The organism is Flavobacterium subsaxonicum WB 4.1-42 = DSM 21790 (genome assembly GCF_000422725.1).
GTDB classification, from domain to species: Bacteria; Bacteroidota; Bacteroidia; order Flavobacteriales; family Flavobacteriaceae; genus Flavobacterium; species Flavobacterium subsaxonicum.
Genome location: NZ_KE383912.1, coordinates 143900 through 164761 on the forward strand (window position 1 = coordinate 143900; position 20862 = coordinate 164761).

Genomic DNA, 20862 nt, shown 5'->3' on the forward strand with positions numbered 1-20862 from the left:
ACGAATTTAATTCGTCATTTTAAACAAGTGTTTAAACTATTATCGTTTGTAAATTTGCGCCATCACTTATATTCCTTACTAATACTTATTTACATGCACTTTAAAAAATTAATGCTGCTGTTATTACTGTACTCCTTGCATGGCGCAGGCCAAAACCTGTCGTTAAAAGAAGCAGTAGATACCGGCGTAACAAATTACGGTTTGGTTACCGCCAAGGGCAAATATGCACAGGCAGCCCAGGAAACCGTAAAACAAACCAGGCGCGATTACCTGCCTAACCTTAACCTTTCGGCACAACAGGATTACGGTACCGTAAACGGCCAGAACGGCCCGCTTTATGGCCTTGGCGGTTTAGGGGTAGCCTCATCGGGCTTACCGCTGGCCGAACAAAATTACAACGCTGCCTTTGGTGCATTGTATCTTGCTAACATTAACTGGGACTTTTTTACCTTCGGGCGAATGAAACAGCGCATAACATTGGCTAAAGCCGATGCACAGCGCCAACAAAAAGACTTTGAGCAGGAGCAGTTTCAGCACAAGATACGCATTAGTGCTGCCTACCTTAACTTATTAGCCAGCCAGAGGCTGGTGCGCTCTCAGCAAAAAAACCTTGAACGATCTGAAGTAGTACTTAAAAACGCAGCTGTTCGCGTTATAAATGGGTTGTTGCCGGGGGTAGATTCTACCCTCGCCTCAGCCGAAGTTTCGCGCGCCAAAATTGCCCTTAACCAGATTAAGGAGCAGGTTAAGCTGCAAAATAACGAACTGGTGCGCCTTATGGGTGTAGAACCAGCCGATTTTGTTACCGATACCACCCTTATTGCACGTGTACCTAAAGGTGTTATTAGTACAGAAACCTTAAACGACAGCCTTAACCCTATAAGGCAGTTTTACATGAGCCGTATTAACTACAGCAACCAGCAATTAAAGCTTTTTAGGAGAGAATACTGGCCTACCTTTAGCCTTTTTGGTGTGTTCCAGACAAGGGGATCGGGATTTAATTCAGACTACGCTACCAATCAGAATTCGTATACACAAAATTATTTTGACGGTATAAACCCTACCCGCCAAAACTACCTTATGGGTGTGGGCATGACCTGGAATATTACCTCTATAGCGCGTTCGAGCAAAAAGGTTAGTGCGCAAAAATTAATATCAAGTGGCCTGCAGGACGAGTATAAAGCTATAGACCTGCAGCTAAAAGCGCAGGACGATGCTGCCAATGCCCGCCTTGGCTTTGCCATGCAAAATTATAAAGAGGCACCACGCCAGGTTAACGCCGCACAGCAGGCCTACCTGCAACGTACCACGCTTTATAACAATGGCCTTACCAACCTTGTAGATGTTACCCAGGCATTGTATATACTTAACCGTGCCGAGACCGACCGCGATGTTATTTACACCAATGTTTGGCAGGCTTTGCTTATGAAAGCAGCTGCTACGGGCGACTTTAACCTTTTTATCAACGAATTTTAATTATCCTTAAATAATGAATTTAATACGTTTTGCACTCCGCAAGCCTATCTCTATACTGGTACTTGTAGCAGGGCTGTTCTTTTTCGGGATAAGCGCCGTTAGGGATATTAAGGTAGATATTTTGCCTAAAATGAACCTGCCGGTAATTTACCTGGCGCACCCGTTTAGCGGCTATACGCCCGACCAGATGGAGGCTTACTTTGCCAAGAACTACATTAACATTATGCTATTTGCCAATGGTGTTAAAACTATAGAAACCAAAAACATACAAGGGCTTACCCTAATGAAGGTTAGCTACTACGAAGGTACCAACATGGCACAGGCTGCCGCCGAGTTAAGTGCACTTTCTAACAGGATACAGGCGGCATTCCCTCCGGGGTCGCAACCGCCGTTTATTATTCGTTTTGATGCCTCATCGCTGCCTGTAGGCCAGCTTGTATTAAGCAGTAAAACCCGAAGCAATAACGAACTTCAGGATTTAGCCAACGTTTATGTAAGGGCATCGTTTACATCAATTCCAGGGTTGTTATCGCCTCCACCTTTCGGCGGAAGCCCAAGAACCATAGAGGTTAACGTAGACCCATCTCAGCTTAGTGCACACAACTTAACGCCAGACCAAGTTGTAGAGGCCATAAGGCTTAACAACCAAACAGCACCATCGGGTAATGTGCGTATAGGCAATCAAAATTATATTACACCTACTAATAACACTATTAAAGAGGTAACCGATTTCCAGAACATTCCGCTGTTTAAAGGCTCGGTTCAAAACCTTTCGCTTGGCGATGTTGCCATTATAAAAGACGGTGCCGATACTAATGCCGGTTACGCATTGGTTAATGGTAAACGATCGGTTTATGTAAGTATCGCTAAAGCGGGCGATGCCTCTACCTGGGAAGTGGTAAAAAATTTAAAAGAAAACCTGCCTAAAATACAGAGTACCCTACCCGAAGACGTTAAGATATCGTATGAGTTTGACCAGTCGGTTTATGTAATTAACTCTGTTAAAAGCCTTATTACAGAGGGTATTATCGGGGCAGTACTAACCGGGCTTATGGTAATACTATTTTTGGGCGACAGGCGCGCGGCGCTTATTGTAATACTAACCATCCCTATCTCTATTATATCGGGCGTTTTATTCCTAAAATTATTCGGGCAAACCATTAACCTGATGTCGTTAAGCGGATTGGCGCTTGCCATTGGTATATTGGTAGATGAGAGTACGGTTACCATAGAGAACATTCACCAGCATCTCGATATGGGCAAGCCCAAGGCACTGGCCATCTGGGATGCCTGTAAAGAAATAGCCCTGCCTAAATTGCTAATCTTATTATGTATACTGGCGGTATTTGCACCGGCCTTTACCATGAGTGGCATACCGGGCTCGTTGTTCCTTCCGCTGGCTATGGCAATTGGTTTTAGTATGGTAATATCGTTCCTGCTTTCGCAGACGTTTGTGCCTGTAATGGCCAACTGGCTGATGAAAAGCCACGGGCACGAGAAAGAACACAACAACGAACTTACCGTTCCTGCAGAAGACGTATATGTACAAAAAACTGATTTTGCCGAGAGGGAAGATTACAATAACAATGGCAAAGTAGGTGGTTTTGAGAAATTCCGACGTGGATTTATGAAGCTACAGGACAGGCTTATGCCTGCCCGAAAGTTTATTTCTATTGGCTACCTATTGGGTATTACCGCCATTGCCATACTAATGCTTGGAATTATAGGTCAGGATGTTTTCCCTAAAGTAAACTCAAGTCAGTTTCAGCTGCGTATAAGGCTACCCGATGGTACCCGTATGGAGCGCACCGAAGAAGAAGCCCTTAAAATACTTAAAGAGATGGAAACTATGGTGGGCAAAGAGCATATTGCCATATCATCGGCTTATGTGGGTACGCACCCATCGCTGTTTTCGGTATCGCCAATTTATTTGTTTATGGCGGGCCCGCACGAAGGTGTTTTCCAGATAGCACTTAAAGATTACCATAGAGATATGGACGATTTTAAAGATGAATTAAGGCAGCGCATTAAAAAGATAGCGCCTAATGTAAAAGTTTCGTTTGAGCCTATAGAACTTACCGATAAGGTATTGAGCCAGGGATCTCCAACCCCAATAGAGGTTAGAATTGCAGGGAAAAACAAAAAACTGAACGAAGAATATGCCAACAAGATTATTGGCAAGCTGAATAAGATACACTATTTTAGAGATGTGCAGATAGCACAGGCCACCAAATACCCAGCTTTAGATATTACTATAGACAGGGTTAGGGCGGCACAACTTGGTGTAGACATGAACGATATTTCGAGGTCGTTAATTGCAGCAACATCCTCATCCCGTTATACCGATAAAAATACCTGGATAGATGAAAAAATAGGCCTGTCGTACAGCGTTCAGGTGCAGGTGCCTTTAGATAAAATGCAGACCGAACAGGATATTGCCAACATACCATTGCTTAAAAACTCGGTAAGGCCGGTACTGGGCGATGTGGCTACCATTACCCACTCGTTTACACATGGCGAGAACGACAACCTTGGAGCCATGCCGTACCTGTCTGTCACTGCCAACACAGACCATACCGATCTTGGTACTGCATCTAAAGACCTTAATGCGGCCATACATTCTTTAGGCGAACTGCCCCGTGGTTTGTTTATAGAGCCAATTGGCCTTAGCAAAGTATTAAGCGAAACTATGGGCAGCCTGCAATCGGGCTTACTAATAGCTGTTGTGGTTATCTTTTTAATGCTGTCTGCTAACTTCCAATCATTCAGGGTATCGCTGGTAATTTTAACTACCGTGCCTGCCGTGGTGTTAGGGGCATTGCTTTTATTGCTTGCAACAGGCTCTACACTTAACTTACAGTCGTATATGGGTATTATTATGTCGGTCGGGGTATCAATAGCCAACGCAGTGCTATTGGTTACGAATGCCGAACATTTGCGCCGTGAAAATGGTGGCGATGCCCTGAGGGCAGCCCGCGATGCCGCCTCTACCCGACTTCGCCCTATTATAATGACGAGTGTTGCCATGATTGCCGGTATGCTGCCAATGGCTATAGGCCATGGCGAAAGCGGCGAACAGGTATCGCCACTGGGGCGTGCCGTAATTGGCGGTTTGTTGTTCTCTACCTTTGCCGTACTTGTAATACTACCTATTATATTTGCATGGGCACAGGGCAAAGCCACAACCCAATCGGTTTCATTAGACCCGGAAGACATAGAAAGTAAACATTATATACCTACATCACACCAATAAACAATGAAGAGATATGTATTAATACCGGCAGCTGCACTACTACTTGTAAGTGCCGTTAGCTGCGGAAAAAAAGAAGAAGCGCCGGTTGTTGAAGCCGAACCTACGATAGAAACATTTTCGTTACACAAAGAAAAACTATCAAGCCAGATTCGCCTTCCGGCAGAATTATCCGGCTTTCGCCAAACCGACCTTTATGCTAAGGTAAGCAGCTTTGTAAAAGAGCTTAAGGTAGATATAGGTAGCGAGGTTAAGGCTGGGCAGCTACTAATTGTATTAGAAGCCCCAGAGATAAGCTCGCAACTGGCTGCCGCCGAATCGCGCCTGCGCTCTCAGGAGGCCGTGTATATGGCCAGCAACAGCACCTACAACCGTATACTGGAAACCAGCAAAGTTGAGGGTACTATTTCTAAAAACGACCTTGATATTGCCCTGTCTCGCAAAAGCTCTGACTATGCGCAACTACAGGCCGCAAAAGCAGCCTACAAAGAGGTACAGGTTAACCTTAGCTACCTGCAAATACGTGCCCCGTTTGATGGTGTGGTATCGGCACGAAATATAAACACCGGGGCTTATGTAGGCCCGGCCGGTAAAGGGTCTGAACTCCCTTTGCTTACCATACAGGACCAGAAGAAACTGCGCCTTGCCGTATCGGTACCCGAAATGTACACCGGTTACCTTAAACAGGGCGATGAGATTAGCTTTACAGTGAGGCCTTTTCCTAACGAAACATTCAGGGCTAAGATACAACGTATGTCGGGCGCACTCGATTTAAGACTACGTTCTGAACGTGTAGAGATGGACGTAATTAACGATAATAAGAAACTGTTACCCGGTATGGTTGCCGAGGTTATACTGGCATTAAACTCTAAAGACAGTACGTTTGTAGTACCTAAAACAGCTGTGGTAAGTTCTGCCGAAGGTAGCTTTGTACTTAGCGTAAAAGATAATGTTACCCACCGTACCGGCATTAAAAAAGGCCGCGAAACGGGCGATAATGTAGAGATATTTAGCGATAGCCTTGCAGTTGATAATGTGCTTGTAAAGGCCGCCAGCGAAGAAATGAGGAACGGTACCACCGTTAGAAAGTAAATTATTTGTCGTCAACATAATAATTTGTTTGGTAGAGATCCCCACGCCCTTAAAAAGCGTGGGGATTTCGTTTTTTGGATGTTTTATATTGTTCTTTTGTCTTGAAACAAAAGAACCAAAAATTCAAGGCTCTAACTTCTTTTGCTACAAAATAGAAGATTTGGCTAAATCATTTGAACTCGATGCGCTCAGACAACAAATGATTCTTAACGCCTCTTCTTCTATTTTGCTTAACGCAACGAAGTTTAATGCCTTAACTACACTCAAACCTGATACACTAATACAATTAAGCTGCAATCTTTAGTAATAAAGAATGCCACACATAAATTATGCACTTTATAGAGTAAGAATAGCAATCACTATCACAAAAAAAAGGATCGCAAAACAACGATCCTTTTTTAATAACTAACTCAAAAGTAATAAGTAACATATATATTTAGGTACATTAATCCCACTTTTGGGGCACCCACCCGTTGAGCGGGACTAATAACCTTATTAGATAAATTTATAACCTAACCCAAAGGTCCAGATTTGTTTATCCTTACTATCATAGCCGTAGTAAGGCGTTATGACCATAAACCTTTTGTATTCTATTATAGGCGAAACAGCCAGTCGCGGCAAAGCCTTACCGTCTTCCTGAACGATTAATGAAGGAAACGCTCCCACACCTGCTTTAAAGTTTTTGGTAAACTTATACTTAAGGCTTGGCCCTCCTACGTTAATGCCTAAAGTTTCGCTACCGTACGATACGGCCAGCATACCGTCAAACCCGGCTTCAAATTTTTTCTCAGGTGCGGGAGGTGTTGGAGGCACTACTACGACATCTGTCGTTTTTTCCTGGGCGTGTGCTACTAAGGCACCCTGTAGTACACACAGTAGTACCATTGTTTTTACAACTATCTTCATGCTATTTTTTTACAAGCAATAATGATGGTGTATTGTTAAGCCAAGGGCTGCGCGACTCTACCAGTTTTTTCCAGCTGTCTACGCTTATAATCATAAGGTCCTGGCTTTGAAGGAACTCTTTTTCCAGTTTCTTTTGGTTAAGCAGCTGTATGTGGTTAGGCACAGTGTGCTCTATGCTACGGATGCTTTCTTTAATCTCGGCATTATTTTTTACCGATCCGTCGGCATCCAGAACCGTTACCTGAGAGCCTGCATTAACAATAAGCTTTTGGGCAAGATCTATTAAAAAGGCATCGCTTTCATCAAAAATGGTTATAAAAACCTTGTCGGTTCCGCTAAAGCCTTTATCTACCAAAATACCTACCGGCGATTCGGTTTTAGAAAGTATATGCTGTGTTTTATCATCAAAAGGCGAGTTTTCGAACAGTTTTTCTTTCCCTGTAAAGGTATTTAAAAGGCTTTCGGGGTTTATTATACGGGTTGTAAAACCAAGTATCTTTCCTAAAAGCGTACCTTCAAAAATGGACTGGCCTATATCTATAAGCACCAGGTCAAACTCCCCTTTATTGGCAACCGTGGCAATATCGCTGTCCATATCGGTAGTAGCTTTAAAAAGCGTGGTAACCTTCTGACCCAGGTTTTCGGCTTCAGCCAAAATTGGTCGGAAACTCTCATCTTCATATTCCTGTAAATTAAAGGTATGTATCTCGCTACTTGGCGAAATGTGCATGGCCGTAACCATAGCATTGCCCTTCATTTTACCTACAAAAGCATTGGCAAGGCGAAGCAGGGTCTTACCGCCCTCGGGGCTATCAAAAGAAACCAATATTTTATAAAGGCTGGCCTGCCTAATTTCCGACGGGATATAGTTTTTCTTGCGGTTGAAGATATACCCTATAAGGTCAAGTGCAGGGCCCGTCATAAACGTGGTAGCCAGCGCCATAATAACCATCATAGAGAAAATTTCGGTAGAAAGTACACCAAGGTCGTAACCAATGTTAAGTACAATAAGTTCCATCAGGCCGCGGGTATTCATAAGGGCACCAATGGTAAGACTGTCGCGCCAGTTCTGGCCAACAAACCGTGCCGTAATAGCACTACCCAAAAATTTACCAACCACAGCAACCAGGATTATCAGTCCGCATACCTTCCATAAATACGGGTCGTTTAGCAGGCCAATTTGCGTGCGAAGGCCTGTAAAAACAAAGAATAATGGCAAAAGCATTACCTGAGAAACATCTTCTACCTTTTCTATAAATATGCTTCTGAAACGCATGCTTTCGGGCATAATGGCACCGGCCATAAAAGCACCGAATAATGCGTGGATGCCTATAACCTCTGTTGTGTAGGCCGAGATTAAAAGTGTTAGGAAGAATATGGCTATAACCGGTTTGGTAACATTTTCTTTGTGGCTAAATAAGTCGCCAATACGTTTAAGAAAAGGCTTAACCACCCAAAGCATAAGGAAAACATAGGCTACAGCCAGAGCTATAATATATAGCGAGCTTACAAACGACCCTGCTTTTACAATAGCAATTACGGCAGCAAGTATACACCAGGCGGTAATATCATCGGCGGCGGCACAGGTAATAACCAGTGCGCCAATACGGGTTCGGTGCAAACCACGCTCCTGTACGATACGCGCCAGTACCGGGAATGCCGTGATACTCATAGCGATACCTAAAAATAACCCGAATGAAGAAAATTCTACTCCTGCAGGAGCAAATTGCTCGTATATAAAATATGCCAGTACAAGGCCAAGCGTAAACGGAATTATTATACTGGCATGGCTAATAATAACAGCATCTTTGGCTTTGTTTTTAAGCACGTTAAGATCGAGCTCCATACCCACTACATACATAAACAGGATAAGGCCAATCTGGCTTAAGATCTGAAGGTTACCCAATGATTCTTTTGGGAAAAGAAGTCCTGAATATTCCGGGAAAAATGTACCTACTAATGATGGCCCCAAAACAATACCGGCAATCATTTCGCCAATAACGGTTGGCTGGCCCAGTTTTTTACATATCCAGCCAAAAAAGCGGGCTACAAAAAGTATGGTTATAATTTGCACTAAAAGCAGTGCCAGTGGATGGGTTAGGTTGTGGAATAGCGAATCTAAAAAATCCTGCCATTGCCCCTTACCCGACGCCTGCGATACTACATTACGCCCCTCTTCGAGGGTTTTTCCGTTTTTAAGTGCCCAGTATATTAATGCCGAAAAAACGGCTATCACAGTTATGTAGAAAAGGCTGTTCCTGAATTTTTTCATTGATTGTGGCTTTTAAAATACGGCACAATATTACTGAGAAAATTATAAGCAAAAGCACATCAATATCCCTAAAACATAGCTGATGTAATGAAATGGAAGTATTATGTAATGAAACTTAAAATAATGTTAAAGAATAACAAAACCAGGCTATTTTATTGAAAGCTAAGCCGCCAATAAAGCTTATATCTTTACTTTTTTAATAAAATCGGTACGATATATCTCGCTTAGCGGAAAGGTGTAATGCGTACCATCGGGTAACAGCCTATCGGCCGTAATAATATCGTGCGCATAAAACTGCACGTGCTTAATGGCAATGATAGCCTTCTTATTTATACGGCAAAAATCATTTTCGGGCAGCATATCCAACAATTTTTCGAAAGAACAGTTTTTGGCTGTTATCTTACTGCCATCATTTAAAAAAAGTATCTTATCGCGGCTGTCTATTTTAGAGGTAACCATGCAAAAAATGGTATCGATACCAATAAGAGCCTTGCCTTTATCGGTATTTAATTGTATTTGCTTTGGCGCTTTTGCAGCCTGCGGCTTAGCCATTCGGGCGGCTACTTTTTGTACGGCCTGTTGCAGCCTTTCCTGCTTTACAGGTTTTACAACATAATCAACAGCATCCCTGTCAAAAGCATCTACCGCAAAATTTTTATAGGCTGTGGTAAAAATAATGGCTTTGCCTTTAAGGGCATCGGCTACCTGAAGCCCGTTCATTCCCGGCATTTCGATATCGGTAATAAGCAGGTCGTATTCTAAGTCGGCTTGCTCCTGCAATAATAATTGCGGACTGTTAAAGGCTTTTACTACCTCCAGTTCGGGCATTTGTTCGCATAACATTTTTAGCAGCGTTAAGCCGGGAAGCTCGTCATCAAGCAGTAAGCATCTGATTTTTGTGTTCAAGCAGGTTTATTTTAAGTTGTGCAACATATATATCTTCCTCTACATAACGGTCGAGCTTAAAGCACGATTTATACAATATTTTTAAGCGCTGCTCTAATGTTGCCGCGCCAATACCGCTATGTTCTTTTAGAAACGCCGATTTTGGCGATATCTTATTAGATACCGTCATGGTAAACATGCCATCCTTAAACTCTATAATTATAGATATAAAGGCATCGGTACTTTGCAAATCAGCATGTTTAAAAGCATTTTCTATAAGATCTATTGATATTAACGGAGCAAGTATCTTTTGCTCATAAAGCGGGTCTAACTCATTAATTTTTTTCTTGATGCTAATAGAAAACAACGGGCTCAACTTTATTTTATTGATCTCGATAAGATTCAGTGCAAATTCAATCTCTTCTTTAGGGCTAACAAAACGGTTCTGGCTTTCGTACAAAATATAATCCAATACGTTAGAAAGCTTATCCATAGCGAAATACGTTTGATAAGCGTGCGATTGTATAGAATTGAGTATGTTTTTAAACAGGTGCGGATTTAACCGTGCCTCCAGTGTTTGCAGTTGCAGGGTATTGGTTTTATTTTCCATTTCTACAAAGCGCAGCTCAAGGTCTTTTTTAGTTTTCTCAGATTTAAGCGTCCTGGAAATAAGCCATGCCAATACAATACTTAGCAGGCCTATAATACAAAACAGCAAAAGTATGTTTAAAGGTATTTGCATATTAGCGTTTTACAGGTTTACCAGCCTCATTCCAGGCATCCATACCGCCATCTAACTCCACAATATGCACAAAGCCTTTGGCTTTTATCTGCTCTACGGCTTCGGCACTGCGGCCACCAGCTTTGCAGTACACATAAACGGTTTTATTTTTATCAAGGCTGTCTATACGTTTAGAAAAATCAGCATCATAAACATGCATGTTTACCGCACCGGCTATATGACCGCTCTGGTATTCTTTTGGGGTACGTACATCTATAACCTGGCCTTTATTGGCAGCCATTTCTTTTTGAAATGCCGCAGGAGATACCAACTCCACGCCTTTCTTTTGCTGGCCGTGGCATGACGTAATGGTAAAGGTTATAAACAGTAGGTATAACAGGTCTTTCATGATTTTGTATTTAAAGCAAAGTTAAGAAATAGATAGTAAGCTTACAGATAATACAACTATAGTAAGTGTAAAGTGATATTATATTGGCCAAATAAAGTAATTATATCGTCCAGAAAGTCTGCCCCTAAAACATTATTAAGTTGCTTTCCATTTTTAAAAATAAGCTTTGCAGAATAATCCTTATCGTAAGACTCTATCAAACAATCTGCTAAAGAATTATAGCAACCTCCCATAAAACCTTTCTCACTTACTAAATTTACAGCAAGAGCTTCGTAAAAGTCGAATTCATCAATTATGGTTGCGGCATTAATAACAATTTCGCCGCTTCGTAATTGTTTAGGCAAACCACTAAATATTCCACGCGCTTGTAAACCTGACTCTTTATAAAGACTTAATGGCACCGCTGGAAAATCAGGCACAGTACCATGATCCCAAAAGTAAAATACATCTATAATTGCCTGATCATATACGTCTACAAACCAGTCTGGCAAAATTGTACCATAAACCTCAATATTACCGTTTTTAGTAAAGTCTGTATCGACTAACGGAACAATTTTTATTTTGTTAAGTTCAATAACAAGACCATAAACATTTGTAATGTAAACAGATATATTTATAAAAGAGTGTCCACTATTATCAATAACAGCCGGATTAGTTATAATAAAATCTTTAAAAGTAAAACTTCGTGCCGATTTATAAGCTGTCGAATCCAGCCATGTGTAATTACAACTACCTAATTCGACACCATTGTAATAGGCAATTATCTTCATCTGATATTATCTTGATTACCCTTTTTTAATTGTAAACGTCTGGGCTATTATAGCCAGTTGTTTTGCATTAAGCTTTGTTGTTTTTTTAAGCTTATTGATAAACTCCGCTACTTCTTCCGCTGATGACGGGCAGCCTAAGTTCTCTCCCTTAGCATCAAAAGAGTCGGCCAGAACATTACCTTTAGGGTCTAAAATTACCCAGAAAGGCAGCCCTGCCCTATCGCCTTTAAATTTTAAAAGCAGCTCATCGGCACCCGGATTTTCCAGTGCTTTATTTTTTGGCGACTCCTGTACTACCAGTGCGGTGCTTATAAAATTATCGTCGAACATTTTTTTGGTGGCATCGGCCTGCATGTTCTTTTCCATTTTTTTGCACCAACCGCACCATGAGGCATGAAACATTACAAAAACGTTCTTGTTTTCTTTTTTGGCCTGTGTGTAGGCTTTGTCCATTATTGTAGTGGCTGTTTCCTGGGCGACAGATTTTGCCAGTGGCGCCATTAGCATAAGGGTAATAAGCAGTACTTTTAGTTTCATAGTATAGGTAGGATTATGTTGGTTACGAAGTTAACAATTTTGAAGTTTATTTAACCATTGCAAAGAGAGTACCAATATTAGAAAATTTAATATTATTTTGTAATCATTTTGTAATATTTAATAACGCTACACATTTGGAAAAAAAATAATTTTGCCCTAAATTTATTTCATAAACCAAAACCACACAGGCTTATATGAAAATGCACAGGGATATTCTTGTAATTGAGGATGATGAAGACGACAGAGACATTTTACAGGAGATTTTTAAGGACTTGGGTTACAAGAACAAACTGGTGTTTTTTAGCGACAGCACCCAGGCGTTAGACTACATTAGGAGGCCCGAGATTGAGCCTTTTATTATAATATCTGACATCAATATGCCTAAACTGGGTGGCTTTGAGCTTCGCAATATTATATTGGAGGAAGAACTGCTAAGCGATAAAGACATTCCGTACATTTTTATATCTAATGCGCAAGACGAATATTCTTTAAAGCAGGCTAACCAGCTTTCAATACAGGGGTACATTCATAAAGGAACCGATTACAATAAGTACAAAGAAAAAATACGTAACCTGGTAGATTACTGGAAAGAGAACATTAATACTTTTAGTAGTAAAAGAACATAAAAAAAGCCCTGCAATTGCAGGGCTTTTTAGTTAATTTTCCAGCGCTACCACCGGGCCGTCCCATTGCGAGATACCGCCCGAAAGGTTATACGCCGTTGTAAAGCCAAGCTGGTTCATAATGCTGCAGGCGTTGCCGCTACGGGCGCCGCTACGGCAGTATACATAATAATTCTTGGTTTTATCTAACTGCTCAACCTCGTCTATAAAGCCCTGGCCTTTGTAATAATCAATAGTAATGGCTCCGGGTATAATGCCCTCGTTCCATTCATCGGGTGTGCGAACGTCCAGTATTACAGCATTGCTGTCTTCCTGTGCCTTTTCCCACCATTCGTTTTGAGAAATATTCATTGTGGTTATTTTTTACAAAGGTATTATGCTTTTATCGAACAGCCAATAGCCTTGGTTTCTTTTACAGACACCTCTTTGCCTATTAGCAGCGCATCTACAGCAGCCTCTACATATTTTTGTTTTACCAACGTGGCATCTTCATAATTATCGTCTATCGCTCCAATGTACTTAACTACATTGCCTTTAGCTGTTTTTTCTAACACATAAACGTGTGGTGTTTTGGTAGCACCGTATAGTGGGTACACCTTCTGGCCTTCGTCTAAAAGGTACGGGAATGCGAATTTCTTTTCCTTAGCCCTTTCCTGCATTTTAGCAAAGCTGTCTTCCTTCTGCTTTTCGGGATTGTTAGGATTAATGGCCACAACCGGATAGCCTAAGGCTTTGTATTTTTTATCAAGCGCAACTACCCTGTCTTCATACGCCTGTGCATACGGGCAGTGGTTGCAGGTAAACACCACAATATATCCTTTGGCGTTTTTAATATCTTTAAGCGATACTTTTTTGCCATCTACATTTTTAAGACTAAAATCGGCAGCTATATCGCCAACTTTATACCCTGCTGCCGGAGCATCTGCCTTAAAGGCTGCCAGGGCTCCAATGGCAAGAAACATTGCTAAAAACTTTATTGTTTTCATACGTACTATATTTATTTAAAATTACTAATTTCTTTCTCTAACTCATCATAGGTAAACGATCGTTCGTAGAATTTTCGCATATCCTTATTATAAATAACCGTTGCCGGTATGGCGCCGCTCCAGGTACTGTCTACTTTAGGAATCCAACTATCGGCATCAGGGTCGCGCAACAATAATACCTGACTTTTAATCTGCTTTTGGTTGATGAATGGCAGCAGCTTGGTGTCTATCATCTTAGCCATATCCAGGCTTACCAGTATAACCTTTACCTTATTCTCTTTATACTTAGCATTTATTTTTTCGAAATGCGGCAACTCCTGTACGCACGGTACACACCATGTTGCCCAAAAATTAACTACATAAGTAGTATCATTTTTTTGGTTAAGGTAATAATCCAGTCCGTTATCAAACTCGTAGGCATTAACGGTAACCGTATCATTAGTATATACTTTAATGGGCTTTGGTGGCGCGGGTACTGTTGTATCTGCGGGTGTTTCGGTTACGGGTTCAGTAATTTCGGTGGTGGTTGCCGCCTCTTTTTTGCAGCCAATTGCAAGTCCTAATATTAGGGCTGCAGCTACTATATCCAGTCTTTTTAGCATAGTGGTGTATTCAAAAATTATAAACATCTAAAATTAAACCAACTTAAAAGGCTGTTAATTTCTTTAACAAAAAATTAACAACATTATTAGTAATCGTAACAATTACATATACTACATTTGTACATACAAATATTGTAGATACAAACTTATTAGTAACACTATAATAAATGTAGCGATTATGAAGATTGAAGAGATACTAAAAAGCGAAAAACTAACCCTTGCCAAACAGGCAGTTATGAATATTATGTATACTCATAACGTACTTGCCGAACATACGTATGAGGTTATGAAGGCTTACGACCTCTCTCCGGAGCAGTTTAATGTGCTACGCATACTGCGCGGCCAGAAAGGCAAGCCCGCTAATATGTGTGTTATACAGGAACGGATGATTGCCAAAACAAGCAACACCACCCGCCTGGTTGATAAACTACTGCTTAAAGGGCTTGTTAAACGCGAAGTTTGCCTGGACAACCGCCGCAAAATGGAAATTACAATTACCCCAAAAGGTCTGAACCTGCTTGCTGATTTAGACCCGATAGTTGAGGATAACGAAACCCGCTTTGCCAACAACCTTACCCCTGCCGAACAGGAACAATTTATTTACTTATTAGAAAAATACCGAACTTTATAAACCATCATACCCATTATGTTAAATTATATTGATAGCCTTAAGTGGCGCTATGCCGCTAAAAAATACGATACTACTAAAAAGGTATCGGCCGAAGATCTTGAAACGCTTAAAGAGGCGGTTCGCCTTAGTGTATCGTCTGTAGGGTTACAGCCTTACAAAATATTTATTGTAGAAACACAGGCCGTTAAGCAACAACTTGCCGAAGCTGCCGGTGGCAACAACAAGAATATTTTTGTCGACGCTTCTCACCTGTTCATATTCGCTAACGAGCTTAATGTAGGTGGCACTCACGTAAACGCATTTTTGAATAATATTAGCAACCAACGCGGTGTGGCCATAGAGGCTGTTAGCGGCTTTGGCGACTATATTAACGGTTTTCTTGCAACCCTTACTGATGAGCAAAAGAATGTGTGGACGGCTAAACAGGCTTACATTGCCCTTTCTACCCTTATTAACAGTGCTGCGCTTTTAAAAATTGATGCTACCCCTATGGAAGGCTTTGATGCTGCCAAAGTAAATGATATACTTGGCCTTGAAGCTAAAGGCCTTAACGCTGCGGTTATTGCAGCTATTGGCTACCGCCACGAAGAGGATGCACAGCAACACGCCAAAAAAGTGCGCAAACCTAACGAAGAATTATTTATTACCCTTTAATTTTTATAAACTCAAATTTTAATTTTAACAAACAATGAAAAATTTCAAATCGATTGCAATTGCATTAGTAGTAGCTCTTACAACACTTACAGCTACAGCTCAGGACAAAAAAATCAACGCATCTAAAAGTACAATAGCATGGGTTGGTAAAAAAGTTACAGGTCAGCACTCTGGTACTGTTAACTTTAAAGATGGTATCTTAAAATTCAAATCAGGTAAAGTATCTGGTGGTGAGTTTAACATAGACATGACTACAATTGCTGTTACCGACCTTAAAGCCGGCGAAGGAAAAGAAAAATTAGAAGGCCACCTTAAAGCTGCTGACTTTTTTGGTACTGATAAATTTCCAGCTGCTAAAATAGCTTTCAAAACTATTAAAGTAAAATCGGCTAACGTTTATACAATTACTGCTGACTTAACTATTAAAAACGTTACTAAACCGGTAACTTTTGATCTTACAGTTAACAAAAACACTGCTACAACTTCATTTAACATCGACAGGACTAAATACGGTATCGAGTACAACTCTGGTAGTATTTTCGACGGCCTTGGAGACAAAGCTATTTCAGACGAATTTGAAGTTACAGTTAACTTAGTATTCTAATAATCAGGTTTAAATTGAATGTAAACCCCCACGCTAAGCGTGGGGGTTTGTTTTTTTTATTTTAGTTTCAAAGTGGCAGAGTTTAATAAGTGGCAGAGTTACAAAGCTTCAAAGTAACAAAGTCATCGGGAGATGTTTAACATCTTTATTCTGCAACTCTGCAACTCTGCCTAAAACAACCCCTCTATAGAAAGGTATCGCTCTCCGGTATCGTAGTTAAAGGTAAGCACTACAGCATCTTCGGGTATTTCAGACAGTTTTTTGTTTACTGCCGCTAACGATGCACCCGTTGAGATTCCCGCAAGGATACCTTCTTCTTTAGCCACATTTCTGGCATATTCAAAAGCATCGTCTTTTGCTACCTGTATTACGCCATCTATTGCACTGCTGTTATAAATTGATGGTACAAAACCTGCCCCTATACCCTGCAAAGGGTGCAGGCCCGGGCTGCCACCGCTCAATACAGGCGATAATTCCGGCTCTACAGCAAACACCTTAAGGTTGGGCCATTTTTCTTTTAAAGTCTCCGCTACGCCCGTTATATGGCCTCCTGTACCCACACCGGTAATAATGTAATCGACCCCATCGGGAAAATCGGCAATAATTTCCTGTGCGGTAGTTTTTTTATGGATGGCTACGTTAGCCGGGTTGTCAAACTGGCGCGGCGACCATGCATTAGGTGTTGCAGCCGTAAGTTCGGCAGCCTTTTCAATAGCGCCTTTCATACCCTTCTCGCGGGGGGTAAGCTCAAATTCTGCCCCGTAAATAGACATCAGTTTCCTGCGCTCCACACTCATACTTTCAGGCATAACCAGTATCAGTTTATAGCCTTTTACAGCTGCTACAAGCGCCAGGCCAATACCCGTATTACCCGATGTTGGCTCTATAATAATGCTGTCTTTATTCAGCAATCCTTTTGCCTCGGCATCCTCAATCATGGCCAAGGCAATCCTGTCCTTTATGCTATTGCCGGGGTTGTTGCGCTCCAGTTTTATCCACACATTACGATTGGGGAAAAGTTTGTTAAGCTTAACGTGCGGCGTGTTGCCTATGGTCTCTAAAATGCTTTTTGCTTTCATATATATTGAATTAGATTTTTATATTACAAAATTTAAAGGTTCAGGAAAAACATCCCTGCTTTTTACCGATGCCACACTCTTGTGGTACACCAGCGAGTTGGGCGGAATGGAGTTGGTTATCCATACGTTTCCACCAATAACCGACTCGTTTCCTATAACCGTGGCGCCACCCAAAATGGTGGCGTTGGCATAAATAGTAACCCCATTGCCAATGGTGGGGTGGCGCTTAATTTCGGCCTCAGCCTTGCTAACACTAAGGGCGCCCAGGGTTACGCCCTGGTACATTTTAACATCATTACCAATAACCGAAGTCTCTCCAATAACAATGCCCGTACCGTGGTCTATAAAAAAGCGTTCGCCAATGGTAGCACCCGGATGGATATCGATACCTGTTTTGCCGTGAACGTACTCGCTTAACAGCCTTGGCAGCATGGGCACATGGTTATTCCAGAGCTCGTGGGCGGTGCGATAAACCGCAATTGCAAAGAAACCGGGATAAGCTACCAACACTTCACTACGCGATTTTGCGGCGGGGTCAAATTCAAAAATGGCTTTTAAATCATCTTCAAGTTTTTGATGAAGTATTATAGCCTTATCTTTTAGTAATAAGAGTAATGGCTGTATTTTACCCTCTTCCATTCCAATGTGCTCTAATAAGCTATAAAGTATGCTTTCAAGCTCTTTTTCCTTTGTAAGAAAATAATCATAGTCGCCATATTGCGGCCCGATACAGAACATCCAGTGAAAAAATTCTTCGATCCAGTATTCGGTCTTTGCCTTGTCGGGCAACAGGCCACTTTTTAAATAATTAGCAGTATAAATAGGATGTTTCATGTAAATTTTAAAAAATAAAAGCCCCCCGTTATCGAGAAGCTTTGCTTTAATTATATAACCTACCCAAACGGCAGCAGCAAGAGCTCCTTTATAGCAAGGAACAACAGGTACATGCTGTAAACATAGGAGTTACGATCATTATTATGTGTTTGACTTCTTACAAATGTAAGCAAAAATTAATAGTAGTCTACAAAATTAGTAGATTTATACAGCTTACCAATCATAAATTAATACTAAAAAATCACTCCCCAATAGTATGCGCGCATCTTAAAACAGAGCCATTACACCTGTTTAATATAAAATTCGGCATCAAAATAGATTCAATTATACCCTAACCCAAACCATCTTAAGATATGCTATTCGGAAAAATAAACATTAACAAACACTTTACATAATACAACATAAATATTTGGAAAACAATGAATAAATTTGTTACAATAGATATTTACTATGGTTATTTTCGAAACCGATTTCTGTTAATATTATGTTAACAACAAATTAAACAAACGTTTAATTTAAACAAGTGTTTAACTTTGTACCATAATTAATTACTTATAGATTATGTCTGAGTTTAACGATAAGCAAGTCGATATTTTGCTTGCAGCCGAACAGCTGTTTGCAGAAGAAGGGTTTGATGGTGCCTCTATAAGAACAATAGCAAAACTGGCGCATGTTAACATAGCCATGATATCGTACTATTTTGGTTCTAAAGAAAAGCTGCTTGAGGCATTAATAATTCACCGTACGAGCAGCATGAAAATGCAGCTCGAAAACATATCAAGAGAAGACCTCTCCCCTTTCGAAAAAGTAGACCGCCTTATAGATCTTTATATATGGCGCATTAACGAAAACAAGTGCATGTACCAGATTATGCACTTTGAACTCACCACCAAAAAGCGCATTCTTAACATGGAAAGCTTTATGGAAATTAAGAAATCGAATGCAGAGATATTCAGGCGGATTATTGAAGAAGGCCAGCAAAAAGGCGACTTTAGAAAAGACCTTACCATAGAGCTTATACCGCCCACCATTCTGGGCACTATTGTACACTTTAGAAGCAACCGTCTTTACTTTGAAAAGATTCTGGGCCTTGACACCGAAGAGGCTTACGAAAGCTACATAACAAACGAGTTAACATTACATATTAAACAAACCATTAAAGCGCTTTTAGCAAATGAAAATTAAGTATCTACTGCCCGGAAGCCTCCTGCTCTTTTCTGTAACTGTTATGCAGGCACAGGAAAAGAAACAGCTGTCGCTGGATGAGGCCATTTCTATTGCAGTTTCGCAAAGTACTGAAGCTACCCTTGCCAACACGCGGGTAACCACTTCTAAGTACGACGTAGACAACGTTAAGAACACGGCTTACCCCGATTTTAAAATTTCAGGCCAATACCTTAGGGTTACCAACCCTACCATTAACTACAAACTGGCCAACAACAACGCCGATACGGCCGAAGACGATGGCACCACAACAGCATCGCCTAAAGTAAACCAGGTTATGTTTGGGCAGGCTGCACTTAGCATGCCTATCTTCTCTGGTTTTAAGATCAAAAACAACATCGCGGCAAGCGAAAACCTGTACCAGGCACAAACGTTTAACGCCGCCAATACTAAAGAACAGGTTGCTATGCAAACCATTAGCCTTTATGCTAATTTGTATAAGGCGCAGCAGTCGGTTAGCCTTATTCAGGAAAACCTTAAAAGTGCCAACCAGCGTGTAAAAGACTTTACCGCTATGGAAGAAAACGGCCTTATTGCCCGTAACGACCTGTTAAAGTCGCAATTACAGGCAAGCAACATACAACTGTCTTTAGACGATGCCAGGAAAATGGTGTCTACCCTGAATTTTCAGTTGGTTACACTGCTAAAATTGCCCGAGGGTACCCAGATTGCCGTAAGCGATGCGTATTTTAAAAATGCAGCAGGCGTAACGCCATCGGTTACCGAAGGTGAGGCCATTGCTCAGCGTAGCGACTTAGAGTCGCTTAGATGGCAGCAAAAAGCGTCTGAAGCCAACATTAAGGTGGCTAAGGCGGGTTACTACCCATCGCTGTCCTTTTCTGCCGGCTATGTAGCACTTGATATTCAGAATGTGGTTCAGGTGTACAATGCCGTTAACTTTGGCGTAGGCGTATCGTATGATATATCGAACATCTTTAAAAACCGCAAGCAGGTTAAAGCCGCCGAAAGCCGCGCCCAGGAGGTTAGCCATGAGGTAGAAATTTTAACCGACCGCGTTAAAATACAGGTGCAGGAATCGTTAGAAAACTACAATCTGTCGCTTAAACAAAACAAGGTATATACCGAGGCTGTTGGCCAATCTGATGAGAATTACCGTATTGTAAAAGACAAGTACGATAACGGCCTTGTAGATACCAACGACCTTTTAGAGGCCGATGTTCAGAAATTGCAGTCGCAGCTTAACGAGGCGTTCTCTAAAGCCGATATTACACAGCGTTATTACGAGCTGCTTAACGCATCGGGCAAACTAACCAATTCTTTTAATCTTACCCAAAACAACAAATAAT

The 20862-nt window shown here is 41.3% G+C and carries 21 protein-coding genes; 9 read left to right on the top strand and 12 right to left on the bottom strand.

Going from position 1 to position 20862, the window contains the following annotated elements:
- Window positions 1-93 precede the first annotated feature (93 nt).
- From G509_RS0120510 to G509_RS0120520, 3 genes are read left to right on the top strand one after another with little or no spacing between them, the layout of a single operon-like run.
- Window positions 94-1476 (top strand): TolC family protein, encoded by a 1383-nt coding sequence (locus G509_RS0120510; protein ID WP_026993261.1) that lies wholly within the window; start codon window positions 94-96, stop codon window positions 1474-1476.
- 13 nt (window positions 1477-1489) lie between these two features.
- Entirely contained in the window at window positions 1490-4729 is a 3240-nt protein-coding gene (locus G509_RS0120515; RefSeq protein ID WP_026993262.1) for an efflux RND transporter permease subunit, read from the top strand.
- 3 nt (window positions 4730-4732) lie between these two features.
- Complete coding sequence (locus G509_RS0120520; RefSeq protein WP_026993263.1) at window positions 4733-5818, top strand: efflux RND transporter periplasmic adaptor subunit; 1086 nt, start codon at window positions 4733-4735, stop codon at window positions 5816-5818.
- 495 nt (window positions 5819-6313) lie between these two features.
- Here the strand turns inward: G509_RS0120520 and G509_RS0120530 are convergent, their stop codons facing one another.
- The 7 genes from G509_RS0120530 to G509_RS0120560 form a co-directional block, all read right to left on the bottom strand.
- Window positions 6314-6724 carry a hypothetical protein gene (locus tag G509_RS0120530; protein WP_026993265.1) on the bottom strand — a complete coding sequence of 137 codons (411 nt, stop codon included), beginning with the start codon at window positions 6722-6724 and terminating at the stop codon, window positions 6314-6316.
- 1 nt (window position 6725) lies between these two features.
- Complete coding sequence (locus G509_RS0120535; RefSeq protein ID WP_026993266.1) at window positions 6726-8996, bottom strand: cation:proton antiporter; 2271 nt, start codon at window positions 8994-8996, stop codon at window positions 6726-6728.
- Between the two features lie 180 nt (window positions 8997-9176).
- Window positions 9177-9902, bottom strand: coding sequence for a LytR/AlgR family response regulator transcription factor (locus tag G509_RS0120540; protein WP_026993267.1), 726 nt, complete (start codon window positions 9900-9902; stop codon window positions 9177-9179).
- A complete protein-coding gene (locus tag G509_RS0120545) occupies window positions 9871-10623 on the bottom strand; it encodes a sensor histidine kinase (RefSeq protein ID WP_026993268.1) in 753 nt (250 codons plus the stop codon). Before G509_RS0120545 ends, G509_RS0120540 begins: the two co-directional genes overlap by 32 nt.
- 1 nt (window position 10624) lies before the next feature.
- Entirely contained in the window at window positions 10625-11011 is a 387-nt protein-coding gene (locus G509_RS0120550) for a rhodanese-like domain-containing protein (protein ID WP_026993269.1), read from the bottom strand.
- 56 nt (window positions 11012-11067) lie between these two features.
- Entirely contained in the window at window positions 11068-11781 is a 714-nt protein-coding gene (locus G509_RS0120555; protein ID WP_026993270.1) for a hypothetical protein, read from the bottom strand.
- A gap of 15 nt (window positions 11782-11796) precedes the next feature.
- Window positions 11797-12318 (bottom strand): thioredoxin family protein, encoded by a 522-nt coding sequence (locus tag G509_RS0120560; protein ID WP_026993271.1) that lies wholly within the window; start codon window positions 12316-12318, stop codon window positions 11797-11799.
- 194 nt (window positions 12319-12512) lie between these two features.
- Here G509_RS0120560 and G509_RS0120565 point away from each other — a divergent pair, with 194 nt between their 5' ends.
- Window positions 12513-12944, top strand: a complete 432-nt coding sequence (locus tag G509_RS0120565; protein WP_026993272.1) for a response regulator — start codon at window positions 12513-12515, stop codon at window positions 12942-12944.
- A gap of 30 nt (window positions 12945-12974) precedes the next feature.
- Here G509_RS0120565 and G509_RS0120570 read toward each other — a convergent pair whose 3' ends face one another.
- From G509_RS0120570 to G509_RS0120580, 3 genes are read right to left on the bottom strand one after another with little or no spacing between them, the layout of a single operon-like run.
- Window positions 12975-13292, bottom strand: coding sequence for a rhodanese-like domain-containing protein (locus tag G509_RS0120570; RefSeq protein WP_026993273.1), 318 nt, complete (start codon window positions 13290-13292; stop codon window positions 12975-12977).
- Window positions 13293-13315: 23 nt separating this feature from the next.
- The gene (locus tag G509_RS0120575; RefSeq protein WP_026993274.1) at window positions 13316-13927 is read right to left on the bottom strand and encodes a thioredoxin family protein; all 612 of its coding nucleotides are present in this window, start codon (window positions 13925-13927) and stop codon (window positions 13316-13318) included.
- A gap of 11 nt (window positions 13928-13938) precedes the next feature.
- On the bottom strand, window positions 13939-14529 hold the full coding sequence (locus tag G509_RS0120580) for a TlpA family protein disulfide reductase (RefSeq protein WP_035739420.1): 591 nt from the start codon (window positions 14527-14529) through the stop codon (window positions 13939-13941).
- A gap of 178 nt (window positions 14530-14707) precedes the next feature.
- On the opposite strand from G509_RS0120580, the gene G509_RS0120585 reads away from it, so the two are divergent.
- The 3 genes from G509_RS0120585 to G509_RS0120595 are packed head-to-tail and all read left to right on the top strand — an operon-like array spanning window position 14708 to window position 16418.
- A complete protein-coding gene (locus tag G509_RS0120585; RefSeq protein WP_026993276.1) occupies window positions 14708-15160 on the top strand; it encodes a MarR family winged helix-turn-helix transcriptional regulator in 453 nt (150 codons plus the stop codon).
- Between the two features lie 15 nt (window positions 15161-15175).
- The gene (locus G509_RS0120590) at window positions 15176-15814 is read left to right on the top strand and encodes an NAD(P)H-dependent oxidoreductase (protein WP_026993277.1); all 639 of its coding nucleotides are present in this window, start codon (window positions 15176-15178) and stop codon (window positions 15812-15814) included.
- A 34-nt stretch (window positions 15815-15848) separates the two neighbouring features.
- Complete coding sequence (locus tag G509_RS0120595; RefSeq protein WP_026993278.1) at window positions 15849-16418, top strand: YceI family protein; 570 nt, start codon at window positions 15849-15851, stop codon at window positions 16416-16418.
- Window positions 16419-16588: 170 nt separating this feature from the next.
- Here the strand turns inward: G509_RS0120595 and cysK are convergent, their stop codons facing one another.
- Together cysK and epsC are read right to left on the bottom strand one after the other, a co-directional pair.
- On the bottom strand, window positions 16589-17497 hold the full coding sequence (gene cysK, locus G509_RS0120600; protein WP_026993279.1) for a cysteine synthase A: 909 nt from the start codon (window positions 17495-17497) through the stop codon (window positions 16589-16591).
- An 18-nt stretch (window positions 17498-17515) separates the two neighbouring features.
- Window positions 17516-18331, bottom strand: coding sequence for a serine O-acetyltransferase EpsC (epsC, locus tag G509_RS0120605; RefSeq protein ID WP_051200396.1), 816 nt, complete (start codon window positions 18329-18331; stop codon window positions 17516-17518).
- A gap of 561 nt (window positions 18332-18892) precedes the next feature.
- On the opposite strand from epsC, the gene G509_RS0120610 reads away from it, so the two are divergent.
- On the top strand, window positions 18893-19516 hold the full coding sequence (locus G509_RS0120610; RefSeq protein ID WP_026993281.1) for a TetR/AcrR family transcriptional regulator: 624 nt from the start codon (window positions 18893-18895) through the stop codon (window positions 19514-19516).
- Window positions 19506-20861: a TolC family protein gene (locus G509_RS0120615; RefSeq protein ID WP_026993282.1), complete on the top strand. Its 1356-nt coding sequence runs from the start codon at window positions 19506-19508 to the stop codon at window positions 20859-20861. The genes G509_RS0120610 and G509_RS0120615 overlap by 11 nt, the downstream gene beginning before the upstream one ends.
- Window position 20862 lies beyond the last annotated feature (1 nt).